Annotated in this window: 18 protein-coding genes; 6 read left to right on the top strand and 12 right to left on the bottom strand. The window is 73.7% G+C overall.

Features of this window, described 5'->3' with window-relative positions:
- Nucleotides 1-45: 45 nt before the first annotated feature.
- Both AB4039_RS06675 and AB4039_RS06670 read right to left on the bottom strand, forming a co-directional pair.
- On the bottom strand, nt 46-1,284 hold the full coding sequence (locus AB4039_RS06675) for an MFS transporter (protein ID WP_442270251.1): 1,239 nt from the start codon (nt 1,282-1,284) through the stop codon (nt 46-48).
- A 121-nt stretch (nt 1,285-1,405) separates the two neighbouring features.
- On the bottom strand, nt 1,406-2,212 hold the full coding sequence (locus AB4039_RS06670; RefSeq protein ID WP_266847094.1) for an alpha/beta fold hydrolase: 807 nt from the start codon (nt 2,210-2,212) through the stop codon (nt 1,406-1,408).
- Nucleotides 2,213-2,352: 140 nt separating this feature from the next.
- On the opposite strand from AB4039_RS06670, the gene AB4039_RS06665 reads away from it, so the two are divergent.
- Nucleotides 2,353-3,039 carry a GNAT family N-acetyltransferase gene (locus AB4039_RS06665; protein WP_442270250.1) on the top strand — a complete coding sequence of 229 codons (687 nt, stop codon included), beginning with the start codon at nt 2,353-2,355 and terminating at the stop codon, nt 3,037-3,039.
- 35 nt (nt 3,040-3,074) lie between these two features.
- Here AB4039_RS06665 and AB4039_RS06660 read toward each other — a convergent pair whose 3' ends face one another.
- The 3 genes from AB4039_RS06660 to AB4039_RS06650 all read right to left on the bottom strand — a co-directional run bounded on the left by AB4039_RS06660 (nt 3,075) and on the right by AB4039_RS06650 (nt 6,333).
- On the bottom strand, nt 3,075-4,103 hold the full coding sequence (locus AB4039_RS06660) for a hypothetical protein (RefSeq protein ID WP_266847169.1): 1,029 nt from the start codon (nt 4,101-4,103) through the stop codon (nt 3,075-3,077).
- Between the two features lie 89 nt (nt 4,104-4,192).
- Nucleotides 4,193-5,449, bottom strand: coding sequence for an MFS transporter (locus tag AB4039_RS06655; protein WP_442270249.1), 1,257 nt, complete (start codon nt 5,447-5,449; stop codon nt 4,193-4,195).
- A gap of 2 nt (nt 5,450-5,451) precedes the next feature.
- Nucleotides 5,452-6,333: an alkaline phosphatase family protein gene (locus AB4039_RS06650; RefSeq protein ID WP_266847089.1), complete on the bottom strand. Its 882-nt coding sequence runs from the start codon at nt 6,331-6,333 to the stop codon at nt 5,452-5,454.
- 263 nt (nt 6,334-6,596) lie between these two features.
- On the opposite strand from AB4039_RS06650, the gene AB4039_RS06645 reads away from it, so the two are divergent.
- Nucleotides 6,597-8,033 (top strand): alpha/beta hydrolase, encoded by a 1,437-nt coding sequence (locus AB4039_RS06645; protein WP_442270248.1) that lies wholly within the window; start codon nt 6,597-6,599, stop codon nt 8,031-8,033.
- Here the strand turns inward: AB4039_RS06645 and AB4039_RS06640 are convergent.
- Nucleotides 8,011-9,465, bottom strand: a complete 1,455-nt coding sequence (locus tag AB4039_RS06640; protein ID WP_442270247.1) for a carboxylesterase/lipase family protein — start codon at nt 9,463-9,465, stop codon at nt 8,011-8,013. The genes AB4039_RS06645 and AB4039_RS06640 overlap by 23 nt on opposite strands.
- Nucleotides 9,466-9,568: 103 nt before the next feature.
- Between AB4039_RS06640 and AB4039_RS06635 the strand changes: the two genes are divergently transcribed.
- Together AB4039_RS06635 and AB4039_RS06630 are read left to right on the top strand one after the other, a co-directional pair.
- Nucleotides 9,569-9,904 carry a hypothetical protein gene (locus tag AB4039_RS06635; protein ID WP_442270246.1) on the top strand — a complete coding sequence of 112 codons (336 nt, stop codon included), beginning with the start codon at nt 9,569-9,571 and terminating at the stop codon, nt 9,902-9,904.
- Between the two features lie 95 nt (nt 9,905-9,999).
- Nucleotides 10,000-10,287, top strand: coding sequence for a chaplin (locus tag AB4039_RS06630; protein WP_266847292.1), 288 nt, complete (start codon nt 10,000-10,002; stop codon nt 10,285-10,287).
- A 105-nt stretch (nt 10,288-10,392) separates the two neighbouring features.
- Here the strand turns inward: AB4039_RS06630 and AB4039_RS06625 are convergent, their stop codons facing one another.
- Genes AB4039_RS06625 through AB4039_RS06615 form a run of 3 tightly spaced genes read right to left on the bottom strand, consistent with a single transcriptional unit; the run spans nt 10,393 to nt 12,261 of the window.
- The gene (locus AB4039_RS06625) at nt 10,393-11,256 is read right to left on the bottom strand and encodes a tyrosinase family protein (RefSeq protein WP_442270245.1); all 864 of its coding nucleotides are present in this window, start codon (nt 11,254-11,256) and stop codon (nt 10,393-10,395) included.
- 25 nt (nt 11,257-11,281) lie between these two features.
- Nucleotides 11,282-11,659 carry a tyrosinase family oxidase copper chaperone gene (locus tag AB4039_RS06620; RefSeq protein ID WP_442270244.1) on the bottom strand — a complete coding sequence of 126 codons (378 nt, stop codon included), beginning with the start codon at nt 11,657-11,659 and terminating at the stop codon, nt 11,282-11,284.
- Between the two features lie 59 nt (nt 11,660-11,718).
- Nucleotides 11,719-12,261 (bottom strand): GNAT family N-acetyltransferase, encoded by a 543-nt coding sequence (locus tag AB4039_RS06615; RefSeq protein WP_266847287.1) that lies wholly within the window; start codon nt 12,259-12,261, stop codon nt 11,719-11,721.
- A gap of 243 nt (nt 12,262-12,504) precedes the next feature.
- On the opposite strand from AB4039_RS06615, the gene AB4039_RS06610 reads away from it, so the two are divergent.
- On the top strand, nt 12,505-12,708 hold the full coding sequence (locus AB4039_RS06610; protein WP_442270243.1) for a hypothetical protein: 204 nt from the start codon (nt 12,505-12,507) through the stop codon (nt 12,706-12,708).
- A gap of 11 nt (nt 12,709-12,719) precedes the next feature.
- Entirely contained in the window at nt 12,720-13,532 is an 813-nt protein-coding gene (locus AB4039_RS06605; protein WP_442270242.1) for a hypothetical protein, read from the top strand.
- Nucleotides 13,533-13,619: 87 nt separating this feature from the next.
- Here AB4039_RS06605 and AB4039_RS06600 read toward each other — a convergent pair whose 3' ends face one another.
- The 3 genes from AB4039_RS06600 to AB4039_RS06590 are packed head-to-tail and all read right to left on the bottom strand — an operon-like array spanning nt 13,620 to nt 16,932.
- On the bottom strand, nt 13,620-14,738 hold the full coding sequence (locus AB4039_RS06600) for an acyl-CoA dehydrogenase family protein (protein ID WP_266847282.1): 1,119 nt from the start codon (nt 14,736-14,738) through the stop codon (nt 13,620-13,622).
- Entirely contained in the window at nt 14,735-15,925 is a 1,191-nt protein-coding gene (locus AB4039_RS06595) for an acyl-CoA dehydrogenase family protein (protein WP_266847281.1), read from the bottom strand. Before AB4039_RS06595 ends, AB4039_RS06600 begins: the two co-directional genes overlap by 4 nt.
- A complete protein-coding gene (locus tag AB4039_RS06590; protein ID WP_442270241.1) occupies nt 15,922-16,932 on the bottom strand; it encodes an NADPH:quinone oxidoreductase family protein in 1,011 nt (336 codons plus the stop codon). The genes AB4039_RS06595 and AB4039_RS06590 overlap by 4 nt, the downstream gene beginning before the upstream one ends.
- Nucleotides 16,933-17,217 lie beyond the last annotated feature (285 nt).

The following is a 17,217-nucleotide window of genomic DNA, read 5'->3' as shown; positions in this document are numbered from 1 at the left end:
GGCCGGGTCGGCCGTGGGGAGCCGGGGCGGGGGTTCCCGGGCGTTCTACGCGGCCACGCCCCCGGCCGGGACGTCCTCGGCCGGCGCGGCCGACCGGGCCCGGCGCACCGCGGGGCCCATCGCGTAGGAGGCGGCCAGCAGCAGGGCGCCGAGCAGCAGCCAGCCGGGGATCCCCCACAGCAGGAGCAGCGAGGTCAGCAGCAGCGGCCCCAGGGTGCGGGCCACCGGCACCCCGGTGCCGAAGAAGCCCTGGTACTGGCCCATGTGCTCGGCGGGAGCCAGCGAGAAGCCGATCTGCCAGGACCCGGCCGACTGCCGCATCTCGCCGTCGGCCTGCAGTGCGGCGCCCAGTACGAGCAGTGCCGCGGCGGCCCATCCGGCCCCCGGGAGCGCCGAGGCGGCGAACACGGCGCACGACAGGGCCATCACCAGCCCGGAGACCCGCAGCGCCCGCGTGGCGCTGTCGAGGTCGGTCACAGGGCGCGCCGCCCGTACCTGGAACAGCATCACGGCCACGGTGTTGAGTACGAACAGCGCCGACACCAGCCAGYCGGGAGCCTGGGTTCGCTCCACGATCCACAGCGGTATGGCCAGGCTGAGCAGCGGCATCCGCAGCAGCAGCACGGCGTTGAGCAGGGTGACCAGCGCGTACGGCCGGTCGCGCAGCACCGCCAGCCGGGGCGCCCCCGCCGCCCGGTCCGGGACGGGCGGCACGGCGGGCAGGGTCGCCAGCAGGGCCGCGCAGCCGAGGAAGCTCAGCGCGTCCAGGGCGAAGACCACGAGGTAGGCCCGCTCGGTGCCGGCGCCGAGCGCCAGTCCGCCCAGTGCCGCCCCGAGGGCCAGTCCGGCGTTGAGCGTGGACTGGAGGTGGGCCAGCACCCCCGTCCGCTCCGCCGGGGCGACGAGCCCCGCGAGCAGCGCCTGCCGGGCGGCCGCGAGACCGCACTGGGAGACGGCGTAGAGGACCACGGCGCACAGGAAGGCCCCGTAGGACCGGATGAACAGGAAGGAGGCCACGGACGCGGCGGTGGCCAGGGCCAGGAGCACCGAGGTACCGCGCGGTCCCCGTCGGTCGGCGAGGGCGCCCAGCGGGACCCCGGCGACCGAGCCGACCGCCCAGGCGAGGGTCAGGCCCAGGCCGATCTGGGCGGGTGAGAGGCCCACCACCCGGGTGAAGTAGAGGGCCGAGCACACGTAGTAGGCGCCGTCGCCGACCGAGTTGCTCAACTGGGCGGCGGCCAGGCGGCGCGGGGCGCCGGGGGCGGGCAGGAAGCGTATCGTCACCGGTCCATTGGATCAGCGGAATGGCCCGTTCGGATGGTCCAATAGGGGGTGGGTTCGATGGGCCACCTCGCTGGGCCGCCGGATACCCCCGGCCGGCCCCCGGCCGGCAGGGGGCGGCCGGTCACAGGGCGGCGAGGAACTCCAGCAGCGCCCGGTTGAACTCCTCGGGCCGCTCGACTCCCGGCAGGTGGCCCGCCCCCTCGATCACGGTGAGCCGGGCGTGCGGGGCGAGGGCGCACATGCCCTCGGCGTCCGCGACCGGGGTGTACACGTCGTCGGCGCCGACCAGCACCAGGCAGGGCACCGTCTCGGGCAGCGCCGCGAGTACGGGCCGGTAGTCGGGCCGCTCCGCCCGTCCGCGCAGGGCCGCGGCCGCCCCCCTGGGGTCGGTGGCGCGCATCATCGCGCTCACCCGGGCGGCGGCCCCGGGCTGCGCGATGAGGTTGTAGGGGGCCAGCATCTTGTCCATGACCTCATCCGCGTACGGGGCCATGCCCTCCTCCAGGAGCCGCTCGGCGAGCTCCCTGCGGAACTTCACCCCCTGCGGCGTCTCCGGCGCCGGGGAGGTGTCGCTGAGCACGAGCGCCCGTACCAGACCCGGGTGGCGCAACCTGACCTCCAGAGCGATCTGCCCGCCCATGGACACTCCGCCGACGACCGCCTGTTCGATTCCCAGATCCGCCAGCAGCGCGGCCGCGTCATCGGCGAAGCGGGCGAGCGTCGTCTTCTCCTCCAGAGCCGGGCTCTCCCCGTATCCTCGCAGGTCAGGGGCGATGACTCGGTATCCCGCAGCCGTCAGGGCAGTCGCCTGGGGCACCCACATCGAGCGGTTGAACGGGTGTCCGTGGAGCAGGATCACGGGCTCTCCGTCGCGCGGACCAAAGTCATCAAAAAACGATGCCGCGCCATTGCCAAATTGGGGGTTCATGAGAGGACTTTAAGGGGCTACATTGAGCCACTCGCGTTCACCTGACAGCCCGTTGCCTTTCACCCGCGTTTTGCGCGGGGGGTGACGTCAGGAGCGCAGACTGTGCAACCACCCCACCGCCCAGAAGGACCGAAGGCTCCGTGCCCGTACCCGTACTCCTCGTCGGCCGCTCCGTGCGGCTTGAGCCCCTCGCCCCCCACCACACCGAGGCCCTGGCCGTGGCCGGTGCCGAGGATCGTACGACTTACGCCTTCACTCCCGTGCCGCACGGGTTGCAGGCGTCCCACGAGTACATCGACCGCGCCCTCTCAGATCAGGCAGCGGGTCGATCGCTTGCGTTCGCCGTGGTCAGAGCCACTGACGGGCGGGTCGTCGGTTCGACCCGGTTCCTGGAACTCGACTACTGGCAGGGTCCGCTGGTGTGGCCCGCGGTGCCGGGGGTCCCCTTCGGGGATCCGGCGACCGCGATCCCCGATGCCGCCGAGATCGGCAACACCTGGCTGTCGCCGGGTGCCCAGGGCACGGGGATCAACACCGAGGCCAAGCTGCTCATGCTCCGCCACGCCTTCGAGACCTGKGGCGTGCGCCGCATCTCCCTGCGCGCGGACGCCCGCAACGGGCGCTCGCGGGCGGCGATGGAACGTCTCGGCTTCACCTGCGAAGGGGTCCGCCGGGCCCATTCGCGGGGGCTGGACGGCGCGGTGCGCAGTACGGCCTTCTACTCCGTGCTCGACGAGGAGTGGCCCACCGTCCGCGCCCTCATCGAGCTGCGGATGTCGGGCGCCCAGCCCCGCAAGCGCCGGCGCAAGACGCTGATCCCGGCGTAACGGTGCTGCGACCCCTCCCGGCCTTCCTCCGCGGCTCAGCCGAGGAAGGCCGGGGCGAGGGCCGAGGGCATCAGCCGGGCGGGGGCTCCGCTGCCGTCGGCCGGCAGGGTGTACAGGTCGGCGCCGAAGTCGCCGGGCAGGGAGTAGACGATGGTCCGCTCGTCGCTCCACACCACCTGGTCGTCCACGCTGCGCTCCTCGGCGAGCGGGGTCTCCTTCATCGAGGCCAGGTCGAGGAGGTAGAGGCGCCACGGGGCGTCGGCCGACAGGCCGGGCACCCGCTTCTTGAACACCAGACGGGTCCCGTCCGGGGACAGCGAGGGGCATTCGAGGTTCTCCCGCAGGGTGGTCACCGTCCGCGCGGCCAGATCGCCCCGGACCAGGTAGGTGTGACCGCCGGTGGCCAGCGTCGCGTAGAAGGTCTTCTCGTCGGCGGCGAAGGTGACCCCCCAGAAGTTCACGTCGGCGTTGCGGTAGGTCTCGCCGTCCTTGCGGATCGTGAAGTCCTCCAGGGACGCGTCGTACTTCCCGGTGCGCAGGTCCAGCAGTGAGGTGCGGGTGGAGAAGTCGGTACCCGCGTACGAGTCCCCGCCCACGAACACGGTCCAGGCGACGAGGTGGCCGCCGGGCGAGACCCGGGCGCGGGTGGGGATGCCGGCCAGGGGGCGGTCGGTGATCTCCTTGAGGCGCGAGTCGAGCACCACCGCCCGGTAGCTCTCCTGCACGGCGCCCGCTTCCGCCTGGAGGCAGATCCCGGTGCCCCCGGCGGAGTGGAAGCGCAGGCACTTCACCCCGGAGGCGGTGCGCGGACCCTCGGGCGCGTCCGCCGGGACGGTGGCGAGCTCGTCGCGGAAGGGACCCCAGGCCATGTTGCGGAAGACGAGCCGCCGCCCGCCGCCGTCCGGGGCCAGGGTCACCTCGCCGTGGGAGACGGCCGGGCCGCCCGCCCGTGCGTGGTTCTTCTCGTCGGCCCGCGACGAGGCGCGGACGAAGGCGAGCACCCCCACGGCCGCGAGCAGGACGACCGCGCTCACCAGGATCAGCATCCGGCGCCGCGGGGTCATCGGGGACGGGGTCGCCGGGGACGGGGCCTCGGGGGGCGTGGTCGTGGGGGGCGTGGCGGTCATCGGGGCCTTTCGGGGGTGCGGCGGGGTCAGGCGGGGCGGAGCCGGAGGCAGCAGGCGACGGCCGCGGCGAGCAGCACGGCCGCCACGGCGAGGGCCGGGCGGGCTCCCCACAGGGTCCAGGCGGCTCCGAAGCCGAGGGAGGCGGCGAACCGGGCGAGGGCCTGGCCGGTCTGGACGAGGGCCAGCCCGCCGCCGCGGTGCTCCTCGGGAACGGCTCCGGCGGCCTCGGCCATGAGCACGCCGTCGGTGGCCGCGTAGAAGCCGCCGTGCAGCAGGAGCACCGCGTACGGCAGGGCCGGGTGCCCGCCGCCGGCCAGGAGCAGTCCGTAGACGAGCAGCAGCGCGAGGTGACCGCCGAGGAAGACGCGGCGGCGGCCGACGCGGTCGGCGAGCCGGCCGAGCGGCAGGGCCAGCAGGAAGAAGGCGGCCGCGGTGCCGAGCGGGAGCAGGGCGAACCAGCGGTCGGCGATTCCGGTGGCGCGCTGGAGCAGCAGGAAGACGAAGGCGTCGCTGACGGTGCACAGGCCCAGCAGCAGGGCGCCGAGGCTGATCCGGCGCAGGTCGCGGCGGCGCAGCAGGCCGAGGGAGGCCCGCAGGGAGACGGGCTCGGCGTCGGGGGCGGGCACGGCGCGGCGGCCCGGTACGAACAGCACAAGCACCAGGACGCCCAGGGCGGCGACGCAGGCGCTGACGGTGAAGACGGCGTCGTAGCCGCCGGCGGCGCCGCGCAGGATGAGGAAGGCGAGGATCGGCCCGATCAGCGCGCCGGCGGTATCCATGGCCCGGTGCACGCCGAAGGCCCGGCCGCGGTCCTCGGAGGTGGCGGCCAGCGAGATCAGGGCGTCGCGCGGGGCGGTGCGCAGGCCCTTGCCGGTGCGGTCGAGGGCGAGCACGGCGCCGATCGCGGGCAGGGTGTGCGCGAGCAGCAGGAGCGGCTTGCACAGGGCGGAGAGGCCGTAGCCGATCCCGGCGAGTGCCTTGTGGCGGCCGAAGCGGTCGCCGAGGTGGCCTCCGGTGAGCCGGACCAGGGCGCTGACGCCGTTGTAGACGCCGTCGAGCAGGCCGAAGCCGAGCGGGGAGAGCCCGAGTCCGGCGACGAGGTAGAGCGGGAGCACGGCCGTGACCATCTCCGAGGAGACGTCGGTGATCAGGCTGACCGTGCCGAGGGCGAGCACCGTGGGGGCGAGGGCGGCGCGCCGCCCCGGGCGGGTGCCCGGGGCGACGGCCTGCGACTCGGGGAGCACGGCGGGCGCGTTGTTCGCGCGCGAGTCCGCGACGTACATGGTCAGGAGGTCCAGATCCCCGTGATGTCGGTGGCGGTGGCGGCGTTCCCGGCGTGGGTGGTCAGCCCGGCCAGGTCCTCCAGCGTCCGCAGCACGTCGTAGTGGTTGTAGGTGGTGCTCGACGTGGAGCCGGGGGTGACGGGCTGGCCGTAGAGCACGGTCGGGATCTTGTTCCCGGCGAGCCGGTTGTCCTCGTCGAAGGTGACGACCAGGAGGCTGTTGTGGGTCTTGGCCCAGTCGGCGTAGGCCTTGAGGTTGTTCTTGAGCCAGGTGTCGCCGGTGCCGACGGAGCAGTCGTGCATGTCGTTGCAGAGGTTCGGGACGACGAAGGACACCTTGGGCAGGGTGGTGTAGTCCGTGGGGAACTGCGTCATCGTCCTGGCCGTGCTGGTGGGCACGTTGGAGAAGGCGAACCAGGGGTTGTGCTTGCGGGCGTAGTTGCCGCTGGAGCAGGTGGTGGAGCCCTGGCTGGGGAGGGTCTCGTTGTAGCTGGCCCAGCTCTTGCCGGCGGCTATCAGCTCGGACGCCAGGTTGGGCGCGGAGCTGAACCCGGGCGTGTAACAGCTGTCGCTCGTGACGCCCTGGTTGGAGCCCGAGAAGAGCTGGAGGTAGTTGGGCTGGCTCGGGTGGGTGACGCCGAAGGAGTTGGTGAGGTTGGCTCCGCCCGTCTTCAGGGAGTTGATGTACGGGGCACTGGAGCTGTCGATGACCTGGCTGTAGGCGTGGTTCTCGAACACCACCACGACGACGTGGTCGGGGGCGGGCAGGGCCGCGGCGTGGGCGGGCTGTGCGGCTCCGATGCCCGCCCAGAGCGCGGTACCGGCGGCGGTGACGGCGAAGGCGGTGGCCAGGGCGGCCTTGCGACGGGACCATGAAATGGTCATGCCAAACACGGGACGTACCTCCGGGCGTGAGGGGGTCTGGGGGTGGCGGCGCGGACGCACCATACCCAGGGCCGTGTGCATGAGCCAGGGACGGTGGACCAACAGCACGGGAACAGCGCGGGCCCACCAGGCGACGGGTAACGGCCTCCCCCGGGAAAAGCCAAGAGAAGTAAAAATGGGGAACCCGGACGGACTATCGTTCATCATTCGAACGGAAGCAGTCCACCCCCAAACGGGGCAGCAACAGCCGGAGACCACCGCAGATGTCGCACGATTCCGACGGGCAGTACCAGCCGCCGTACCGGCCGGAAGGGCAGTACCCGCAGCAGCCCCCGTACGGTCAGCAACAGGGCCGACAGCAGGGCCAGCCGCAGTACGCGCCCCAGGGCCGGCCCCAGCCTCCCTACGGGCAGCCCCCGCAGGGCCGCCCCCCGCAGGGTCAGCAGCCCTACGGCCGGCCCGGCTACGGGCAGCCGCAGCAGGGCGGGGCCCCCTACGGCCAGAACGGCTACGGGCAGCAGGACCAGGGGTACGAGGCCCCCACGATGCAGCAGCCCCGCTACGAGCAGCCGCCCTACCAGCAGCAGCACCAGCAGCAGGGGCAGCAGTACGACCAGTACGAGCCCCCCTACGGCGAGGAGCCCCCGCGCCGGAAGTCCAAGGCGAAGAAGTGGATCATCGCCGGAGTCTCGGTCCTGGCCCTCGCGGGCATCGCCGCGGGCGCCATGAGCTACTTCGAGATACCGCCGTTCACCGACAAGGGCGAGGCCGTGTCCTTCGGCAAGCCCGCGGGCGACAAGGGCGGAGCGCCCAAGCAGGCGCCGAACTCGAAGGCGCTGATGCCCACGAACCCGACGGCCCAGTTCAAGAACGCGTCGACCCTGTCGGACGGCACCCACGTGGCGGTCACCGAGCTGGACGGCAAGAAGTCCGGCTTCAAGGGGAAGGTGTGGATCTGGGCTCCGAAGGAGTACAACGACCCCAAGTTCGCCAAGAGCGGCTTCCCGGTCATGATCGCCCTGCCCGGCGGCGCCGGCTACCCGATCAACTACTGGATGGGTACCGACCTCAAGCTCCAGTCGAGCATCAGCCAGTGGTACTCCGAGGGCAAGAGCAAGCCCTTCATCCTGGCGATGCCGGTGCTCAACCCGCAGCCGGACGAACCCAAGGCCATCTACTGGGACGGTTCCGACATCCCGGAGCAGCCCAAGATGGGCACCTGGCTGACCGAGGACGTCCCGAACCTGGTGAAGGAGAACTTCCGCACGGTCAAGTCGCGTGACGGCTGGGCCTACATGGGCTCGTCCACCGGCGGCTTCGCCAGCCTCAAGGCCGTGCTCAAGTACCCGGAGAAGTTCAAGGCCGCGATCTGCTCCGGACCGGACATCGTCCCGGACTCCCCCCTGTGGGTGGGCCACGACAAGGAGAAGGCCGAGAACAATCCGGAGCTCCTCGCCAAGCAGCTCATCGACAAGAAGGGCCCGGACGTCTACCTGGCCTTCCAGGTCGGCGACAACGAGAGCAACAAGAAGACGCTCCCGGACGTGCAGAAGTTCGTCGCGACCTACACCAAGGGACCGATCCACACCAGCCTGAGAGTGATCCCGGGCGGCCAGCACAACGCCAAGACCTACGTGCCGAACATGGGTCAGGGACCGATCGAGTTCATCAGCAAGGTCATGGAAGGACCAGTGGAGTAGCAGCCTCCGCACGCACTGCCTCCGGCTCCGGCCCGCCGAACACCTTCGGCGGGCCGTTGCCGTTCCAGGGCTCCCAGCCGGGGTCCCCGGTCACCGCGAAGCGCACCCACGCCGCGTGCATCTCGTCGGCGAGCGCCTGCGGGGCGTCCGGCCCGGCCAGCCAGGACGACTCCGGTACGCCGAGGGTGTCGAAGACGAAGCCGAGCTCCAGGGCGTGGCAGGCCCCGAGGCCCGGTACGCCGCTGGGCCAGGCGAACTCGTACAGGTGGCTCGGCGCCGCCCGCCGGGCCCCGGCGATCCGCCGCAGCGGGTCGCGCAGCAGCCGGTCGGTCAGCAGGTGCCCGGTCAGGTCGGCCGGACCGGCCCCGGGCAGGGCGGCGCGCAGCGCCCGTACGGCGGCCCGGTCCTTGCCGCTGCGGACCCGGCCCAGCGCCACCGTCAGCGGGCCCAGCCGGTCCAGCAGCCGCATCGCGCCGGTCGGCGCGAGCCAGAGCCGGTGTTCCTGGGAGGTCCAGCCCAGCAGCAGCGGCACCTCGGACGCGACGGCGGCCTCCAGCGGGTCGCCGGGCAGCGTGGCGGGGTCGGTCACCAGGCCGAAGGCGGGGCCGCCGAGCACCGGGGAGGAGCGACGCAGGACGGCAGCCTGGGCGGTGAGCAGGGCCGGCAGCCCGGCCGCCCCGAAGGCGGCCGCGGTGGCCGGCACCTTGAGCAGCGAGGCCATCCGGCGGACCATGGCGCGCACCTTCTCGCGCGGCAGCGCCTCGGGGGCTCCGCTCTGCAGGACGGCCCGCGCGAACAGGCCCTCGGCGCGGGGGGCCGCGAGCAGGGCGCCCACGCTGATCGCCCCGGCCGACTCCCCGAAGACGGTGACCCGGCCGGGGTCGCCGCCGAAGGCCGCGACGTTGTCCCGGACCCATTCGAGGGCGGCGATCTGGTCGAGGAGGCCGCGGTTGGCCGGGGCGTCGGGGAAGAGCCCGTACCCGAGTACGCCGAGGCGGAAGTTGACCGAGACGAGCACGACCCCGTCGCGGGCGAAGGCGGAGCCGTCGTAGACGGGGACGGCGGAGGAGCCCCGGGTGTGGGCACCGCCGTGCAGCCACACCATGACGGGCAGCCGGGCCGCGGGCGCCGGGTCGGGGGTCCACACGTTGACGGTGAGGCAGTCCTCGCCGGGGATCTCCGGGTCGGACAGCAGGGCGGCGAAGGTCTCGGGGTAGGGCACCTTGGGGGCGGTGGGGCCGAACTCCCCCGCGTCGCGGACGCCGTCCCAGGCCGCCGGGGGTCCGGGGGCGGCGAAGGCGCTCGGGCCGACGGGCGGGGCCGCGTAGGGGACGCCCCGGAAGACGGCGGTCCCGCCGGGGCCCCACCGTCCCTCCACCGTGCCGTGTGCGGTACCGGCCCGGGGCCGTCCGCCGCCGCTCGCTGTGCTCATCCGTGCTCTCCTCGGTCCTCGCCCGCGCTCCGGGCACGGTCGCACAGGCGTGCCGGGGGTGACAAGGCGTGACCCGGGGCGGGGCCGTCCGGGTTGGACCGGCATGCGAACCGTTCGGAACCCCCGCGCACCACGCGTCCTGTCCGCCCTGCTGCTGGCCGCGGCCGGCCTCTCGGGGGCCGTGGGCCCCGCCCTGGCCGACGGGCCCGACTTCCAGTACGTCGGCCAGGACGACCGGGTCCACGGCGTGGCCTCCCCGAAGGGCTGTGTCGAGGCGGAGGGCGGCGGCACCCGGGCCGTCACCAACCGGACCCGGGCCACCGCGACCCTCTACCGCGAACCGCGCTGCGCGGGGCCGGCCGTGGCGGTCCTGCTGCCCGGAACGGTGACCCGGGTGCGGCAGTACTTCGCCTCCGTCCGGTTCTCGGTCACCGGTTAGGCCTACGGACCGTGACCACTCGGCCCTCGCCGCGTTGTATGCCATGTCAAATGCCGCAACCACTGCGGCGCCCCACATCTCACGAGGAGATCTTGATGTCGCGTATCGCAAAGGCGTTCGTCATCACCGCTGCTGCCGGTAGCGCCCTGGCCGCCGGTGCGGGTCTGGCGGCTGCCGATGCCGGAGCGCACGGTGCGGCGGTCGGCTCCCCCGGTGTCCTGTCGGGCAACCTCATCCAGGTTCCGGTCCACGTCCCGGTCAACGTCTGCGGCAACACCGTGAACGTGATCGGCCTGCTGAACCCCGCCTTCGGCAACACCTGCATCAACGCATCGGGCGGCGAGCACGGCGACCACCACACCCAGGGCGGCTACGGCGGCTGACCACCGGCCCGACCTGATGAGAAGGGCCCCCGCCGGACGGCGGGGGCCCTTCCCCCATGCCCTCGGCCCCGGCCCGCCCGGGAGACCGGGCCCGGCGCGGGGAGCTCACGCGTAGCGGTAGACGCCCTGGTGTCCGTACATCTCGCGCGGGCTGACGCCCCACGGCGGCATCGGCTCGTCGAGGGCGATCACCCGGCCCCGCTGGGGGTCGCCCGGGGCGAGGGGGGCGGCCGGCAGGTAGCCCGAGTCGGGGTGCTGCTGCTGCCAGCGGTCCCACAGCAGGTCCACGAAGGCGTGGTGGAGCCAGAAGGCGGGGTCGTTGGGGGCCGTGCCGCCCGTCATGTGACCGCCGATCCACTGGTGGACCTTGTTGTGGTTGCGCCAGCGCTCGCTCTTGGGCGCGGCCCAGCCCTCCAGCTTGTTGCGGAAGCCGCCGCCGGCGGCGGTGGAGTCCCAGGGCGAGCTGTCGTAGAGGGGGTCGTCGAGCGCCCACTGGAGTTCGGCCGGGGTCGGCAGGGAGATCGGATTGTCCGGACGGCCGAGGTTGCGGGTGAGGAAGCGGGCCTCGGTGATCCCCACGGTGATCGTCCAGTTGCCGCGTTCGTAGGCGAAGGGGCCGGTCATCACCTGCCGGTCGCCCTCGCGGCCGGTGCCGCCGAGGAAGTCGTCGGCCCACAGGGAGGAGACGGGGCTGGTGTCGGTGGTCCAGTCCCAGTACGGGATGGACACCCCCGGGTCGAGGGCCCGCAGCTCCTTCTCGAACTCCAGCAGGTAGCGCCGGTGCCAGGGGAAGAAGGACGGGGACATGTGCCCCACGCGCAGTTTGCGGTCCCGGTCGGGCACGAAGTACCGGTCGTGGGTCCGCACGAACGCGTCGTACGTGCCGTTGCGCTTGAGCTCCAGCACGGCCGCCGTGAACCGCTTCTTCTGGGCGCCGGTCAGGTCCTTCTGGTTCTGCCGCGTGTACAAGGCGGGGCTCCTCCCGGGATGTCCGTCAGCCGTGGTGCGGGGCCGCGAGGGCCAGCTGGGTGGTGCCGAGTTCGTCGACGGCGGCACGGGCCAGCTCCAGCGGGGTCGCGAAGGACTCGAAGTGGTTGACCCCGCTGAGGTAACTGCCGTCGGCACGCCGCATGACGTGCAGGGGGCGGCCGTCGATGCGCACCGCGGCCCCCGCGAGGTCGACGCTGATGTGGCGGCCGCGGTACGTCTCCTCGGTGAGCGGCGCCGGGGTGAGGGTCTGGCGCGGGCGCCGGGCCCCCAGGACGGGGGCCAGGGCCGCGGCCGTGCTGGCGAGCACGGCCGCGGTGAAGGCCGTACGCAGGACCGTGCGGCGGCTCGGTCGGGCTGCTGCTGCTGCTGCTGCTGCGTACATACGGTCTCCCTCGCTCGGCGTTCCGCGCTACGGGGTCTAACGCGGCGTGGCGGGTGAGGTCACCTCCGGTCGGCGGCCCGATCGGGATGCTTGTAGTAGAGGGTCGTGGGGCACAGCCGCCCGGCCGGGTCGGTGGCGTAGTCGGGGATGGTGCCGGCCTCGGTCCAGCCGGCCGCGCGGTAGACCCGTTCGGCCGGGCTGCCGGTCTCCGTGTCGAGGAACAGCAGGACGATCCCGGCGACGGCGGCCTGGTGCTCGGCCTCGGCGAGCAGGGCACGGGCGGTGCCGCGGCCCCGGGCGGACGGGTGGACCATCAGCTTGCGCAGTTCGGCGCGGTGGCGGCCGTTCGGCTTGGTCTCCCGGTGCCAGCCGACGGTGCCGTCGAGCCGGCCGTCGGGGCCCCGGGAGATCCAGAGGGCGAGGGCGCCCTCCTCGACGGTGGGCAGCAGGGAGTCCCACCAGGCGGCGGCCTCCTCGTGGCCGAGGCCGGTGAGGAAGCCGAGGGAGGCTCCGTCCGCGACGACGTCGCGCAGGAGGGCGGCGAGTTCGTCGCGGTGGGCGCGCAGTGCGGGCGCGGTGAGGCGGGTGAGGGTGGCCGTCATGGGCCGAGGATAGGAAGCGGCCCGTGGCGGGGCGCGGGCGGGGCCGGGTGCGGGACCAAGTGAGCCACGGGCGGCCGCTGAGGGCGCCGAGAGCCGCTGAGGGCCGCCGAGCGCCGCCGGGCGCCGCCGGGGGCGCTGTACGAACCGGGGCGCAGGGGCGTCCGCATCACCAAGTCACGCGCTGTGTAAGCTGATTGCTGAAGATCATTTCTTGTTCCACGTGAGACTTCTGGGGGACCACGCATGAATACGACCACCCGCAACGCCGCCGTCGTCGCGGCCGCCGTCGCCGCGCTCACCGGAGCGGCCACCGCCGGTTCCGCGAGCCCGGCCGCCCCGGCCGACCGGGACGGCATCAGCGTCGTCGCGCACATGGCGATGCTGACCCCTCCCGCCGCCCCGGCCGAGGACGCCCTGGCCGAGGTCCGGCACGGGTACCTGTCGTAGCAGCCGCCCGCATGAGCGATCCGCTGGCCGCCCCGGCGGCCGGTCCGACCGTGGTGGAGAGGCTGGTCGAGCTCTCCACCCGGTTGCAGGCGATGTGGGAGGCCACGCCGACGGTGATGCTGCCGGGCTGGGGGCACGCGTTCCGTTCCCTCGCCGAGCTGCTCCCCGAGCGGGACCTGCTGCTCGCCGACCGGAACCCGCAGATGGTGCCGCTGCTGTGGTACCCGGCGCTGCGCGCGCCCGGACCCGACGGCCCGGTGATCGAGGTCTTCGACCACCTGCCGGGCGACCGTCCCGCGTCCCCGCTGATGCTGCGCCGCCAGGACCTCGCGGGTCTCTACAGCTGGGCGGTGTGCACCGCCTCGGCCGTGGRGTGGATCGGGACCGTCACCGGCGGCGCGCCCCTGGTGGAGGTGGGCGCCGGATCCGGCTACTGGGCACGGCAGTTGTCCCTCGCCGGGGTCGGCGTCGTGGCCACCGACCTGCATCCCGTCGAGGGGAACGGCTTCACGCACGGCTTCCGTTACGCCGAGGTCGAAACGCTCGCGGCGGCCGACGCCGTGCGCCGCCACCCCGGGCACACGCTGCTGCTGGTGTGGCCCCCTCCCGCGGACCCGATGGCCGCACGGGCCCTGCGCGCCTACCGCGGGGAGCTGTTCCTCTACGTCGGCGAGGGCCCCGGCGGGATGTGCGCCGACGCCGCCTTCTTCGCGGAGCTGCGCCGCCACTGGGCCGTCGAGGCCGTCTGCCGGCCCACGGTCCGCTGGCTGGGCCACGCGGACCGCGTCACGCTCTACCGCAGGCGCCGTCCGGCGCGGTCCTGACGCCGCGGCCGGCCGGTGCCCGTCGGCCGCGGCCACCGGGTCGGCCGGGTCCGCCGGGTCCGCCGGGTCCGCCGGCCGGCCGCGGTTTCAGGCCGGCGCGGGGAGTTCCGCGAAATCCGCCACGAGGCCCAGGTGGTGGCCCGTGGTGCCCAGGGCGAGGGAGTCGGCCTTGGCCCGCTTGAGGTAGAGGTGGGCGGGGTGTTCCCAGGTCATGCCGATGCCTCCGTGCAGCTGGACGCACTCCTCGGCGGCCCGGACCGCGACCCCCGAACAGTAGGCCTGGGCGACCGCGACCGTGAGCGGGGCGTCGGGTGACGCCGTCGCGAGGGCCTCGGCGGCGGCGCGGGCCGCCGCGCGGGCGGAGGCCACGTCGAGCCAGAGCCGGGCGAGACGGTGCTTGAGGGCCTGGAAGGAGCCGACGGGGCGGTTGAACTGGTGGCGGACCCGGACGTGGGCGACGGTCTCGGTGAGGCACCACTCGGCCAGGCCGAGCTGTTCGGAGGCCAGCAGTCCGGCGCCGGACAGCAGGGCTCCGGCCACGGCCGCCCGCGCGGTCGCGGGGTCCGCGAGGCGGGTGCCGGGGGTCCCGTCGAGGGTGACGGTGGCGAGCGGCCGGGTGAGGTCCAGCGGGACGGCCGGGGCCAGCCGGGCCCCGGCCGCGGGGACGGCGTGCAGCCCGGTGTCGGCCAGGACCAGCAGGACGTCGGCCGCCGTCGCGTCGGCGACGGAGGTGACGGTGCCGGTCAGCGCGCCCCCGCCGGTGTCGCGCAGCGGCTGGGGCAGGGGGGCGCCGGGGGCCTGGGTGAGGGGGAGGGCGGGGACGCAGACCCGCCGTCCGGCCGCGAGTTCGCGCAGCAGGTCACCGGCCTCGGCGGTGTCGCACCCGAGCAGGATCTCGGTGGCCAGGACGCAGCCGGTCAGGTACGGAACGGGGGCGACGGCCCGGCCGAGCTCCTCCAGGACCACGGCGGCCTCGCGGTGGCTCGCGCCCGCTCCCCCGAGCTTCTCGGGGACGAGGAGCCCGGCGGCACCGATCCCGGAGGCGAGCGTGCGCCACAGACCGGGGTCGTGCGGGCGACCGCTCTCCGCGCGGGCCAGCACGGTCGCGGGAGCGCAGTGGTCGGCGAGCAACGCCCGGACGGCGGAGCGGAGTTCCTCCTCGGTGTCGGAGTAGAGCAGGTCGAGGGAGGCGCGCGAGGCGGTCATCGGGCGAGGTCCTTCCAGGCGATGTCCTTGTCGTCGCGCGGTTCGGCGGGCAGACCGAGGACGCGTTCGGCGACGATGTTGAGGAGGATTTCGCTGGTGCCGCCCTCGATGCTGTTGCCCTTGGCGCGCAGGTAGCGGTAGCCGGCGTCACGGCCGGTGAAGTCGACGGTCTCGGGACGGCGCAGGGTCCAGTCCTCGTAGAGGAGTCCCTCCTCGCCGAGGAGTTCCACCTCCAGGCCGCTGATCTCCTGGTTGAGACGGGCGAAGGTGAGCTTCATGCCGCTGCCCTCGGGGCCGGGCTGGCCGGCGACGAGTTGCTGGCGCAGCCGCTCCCCGGTGAGACGGGCCACTTCGGCCTCGACCCACAGGCCGAGCAGCCGCTGGTGCAGGGCGTGGGTGCGCAGTGCGGGGCGTTCGCGCCAGACCGCGGCGACGGGGCCGATCATGCCGCCCTCGCGGGGGATGCGCATGCCGCCGATCGAGACGCGCTCGTTCATCAGGGTGGTGCGGGCGACGGCCCAGCCCTGGCCGACGGCACCCAGGCGGTGCGCGTCGGGGATCCGGACGCCGGTGAGGAAGACCTCGTTGAACTCGGCCTCGCCGGTGATCTGGCGCAGGGGACGGACCTCGACCCCGGGGGCGTGCATGTCGCAGAGGAAGTAGGTGATGCCCTGGTGTTTGGGCAGCGTGGGGTCGGTGCGCGCGATGAGGATGGCCCAGCGGGCGGTGTGGGCGCTGGAGGTCCACACCTTCTGGCCGTCGACGACCCACTCGCCGGTGGTGTCGTCGAGGACGGCGCGGGTGCCGAGGGCGGCGAGGTCGGAGCCGGCGCCGGGTTCGCTGAAGAGCTGGCACCAGACCTCCTCCCCCAGCCACAGGGGGCGCAGGAAGCGCCGCTTCTGCTCCTCGGTCCCGTAGGCGAGGATCGTGGGGGCCGCCATGCCGAGGCCGATGCCGATGCGGCGCGGGTCGTTGTCCGGGGCCCCGGCGGCCTCCAGTTCGGCGTCGACGACGGCCTGCAGCGAGCGGGGCGCACCGAGGCCGCCGAGGCCTTCGGGGTAGTGCACCCAGGCGAGTCCGGCGTCGAAGCGGGCACCCAGGAAGTCGGGGCGGGCGGTGGTGGCGGGCGGGTGCGCGGCGAGCAGGGCCCGGGTGCGGGCGGTGAGCTCCTCGGCGGTGGGCGTCATCGGTCGGCTCCGTCCGGGGCGGGTGCGCCGGCCAGGGAGGGCACGGAGGGCAGGGACGGTACGACGACCAGCCGGCCGGTGGTGGTGCCGTCGGCGAGGCGCTGGACGGCGTCGGCCGCCGCGGCGAGCGGGACGCGTTCGCTGACCAGCGGTTTGACGAGGCCCTCGGCGGCAAGGCGGGTGAGTTCGGTGTGGCAGGCGAGGACGGCGGCGGGGTCCTTGGCGGCGTACAGACCCCAGTGCAGGCCGAGGATGGCGTAGTTCTTCACCAGGGCGTGGTTGAGGGCGGGCGTGGGGACGGTGCCGCCGGCGAAGCCGACGACCACGATCCGGCCCTCGAAGGCCACGCACTTGGTGGAGGCGGTGTAGGCGTCGCCGCCGACCGGGTCGTAGACGACGTCGGCCCCGCGTCCGGCGGTGAACTCCCTGACGCGGGCGGCCGTGTCCTCGGCGGTGCGGTCGATGACGAGGTCGCAGCCCAGTTCCTCGGCGGTGCGCGCCTTGGCCTTGCCCCCGACGACCCCGATGACGGTGGCGCCGGCGGCCTTGCCGAGCTGGACGGCGGCGCTGCCGACGCCGCCCGCCGCGGCGTGCACGAGCAGGGTCTCACCGGGCTGCAGCCGGGCGCGGCGGTGCAGGCCGAACCAGCCGGTCTGGTAGCCGATGTGCAGGGCGGCGGCCTCGGCGTCGTCGAGGGTGTCCGGGGCGGGCAGGAGGGCGCGCGCGGGGGCGGTCACGTACTCGGCGAACCCGCCGTGGGGCAGGCTCGGGTTGGCGATGACGCGGCGGCCGTCCTCGGTCTCCCCGCAGATCTCGACGCCCGGGGTGAAGGGCAGGGGCGGCTTGATCTGGTACTGGCCGCGGACGAGGAGCGCGTCGGGGAAGTTGACGTTCGCCGCGAGCACCTTGAGCCTCACCTCGCCCTCGCCGGGCACGGGTTCGGGCACCTCTTCGAGGCGCATGGCCTCGCGGGGTTCGCCGGTCGTGTGTACTCGCCATGCCTGCATCCGGGGCCTCCAGCCGCCGTCGAGGAACCACGCTCGGCGGCATACTAAGCGGTCGCTTGCCCCCTTGGGAACCCTCGGGGCCCCTCGGGGACCCTTCACCGGCCCTTGCCCCGTCAGGTGCCACCGGCGGCCGGGGCGGCCGATTCCGAAATCAGACACACGAACGACGGGTCAACACCGATGCCTGGAGATAACATCAACACGCCGGTTTCACACGGCATATGACGCAATGGGGGATCACGCGCGCCCGTCGTCGGCACCGCTCGGGGCGGACGGCCGCGCCGC

It is taken from the genome of Streptomyces sp. M-16 (assembly GCF_052114405.1).
Classification (GTDB): Bacteria; Actinomycetota; Actinomycetes; order Streptomycetales; family Streptomycetaceae; genus Streptomyces.
The sequence above is the reverse complement of the archived record's forward strand: the minus strand, read 5'-3'. Positions and strand labels throughout refer to the sequence as shown.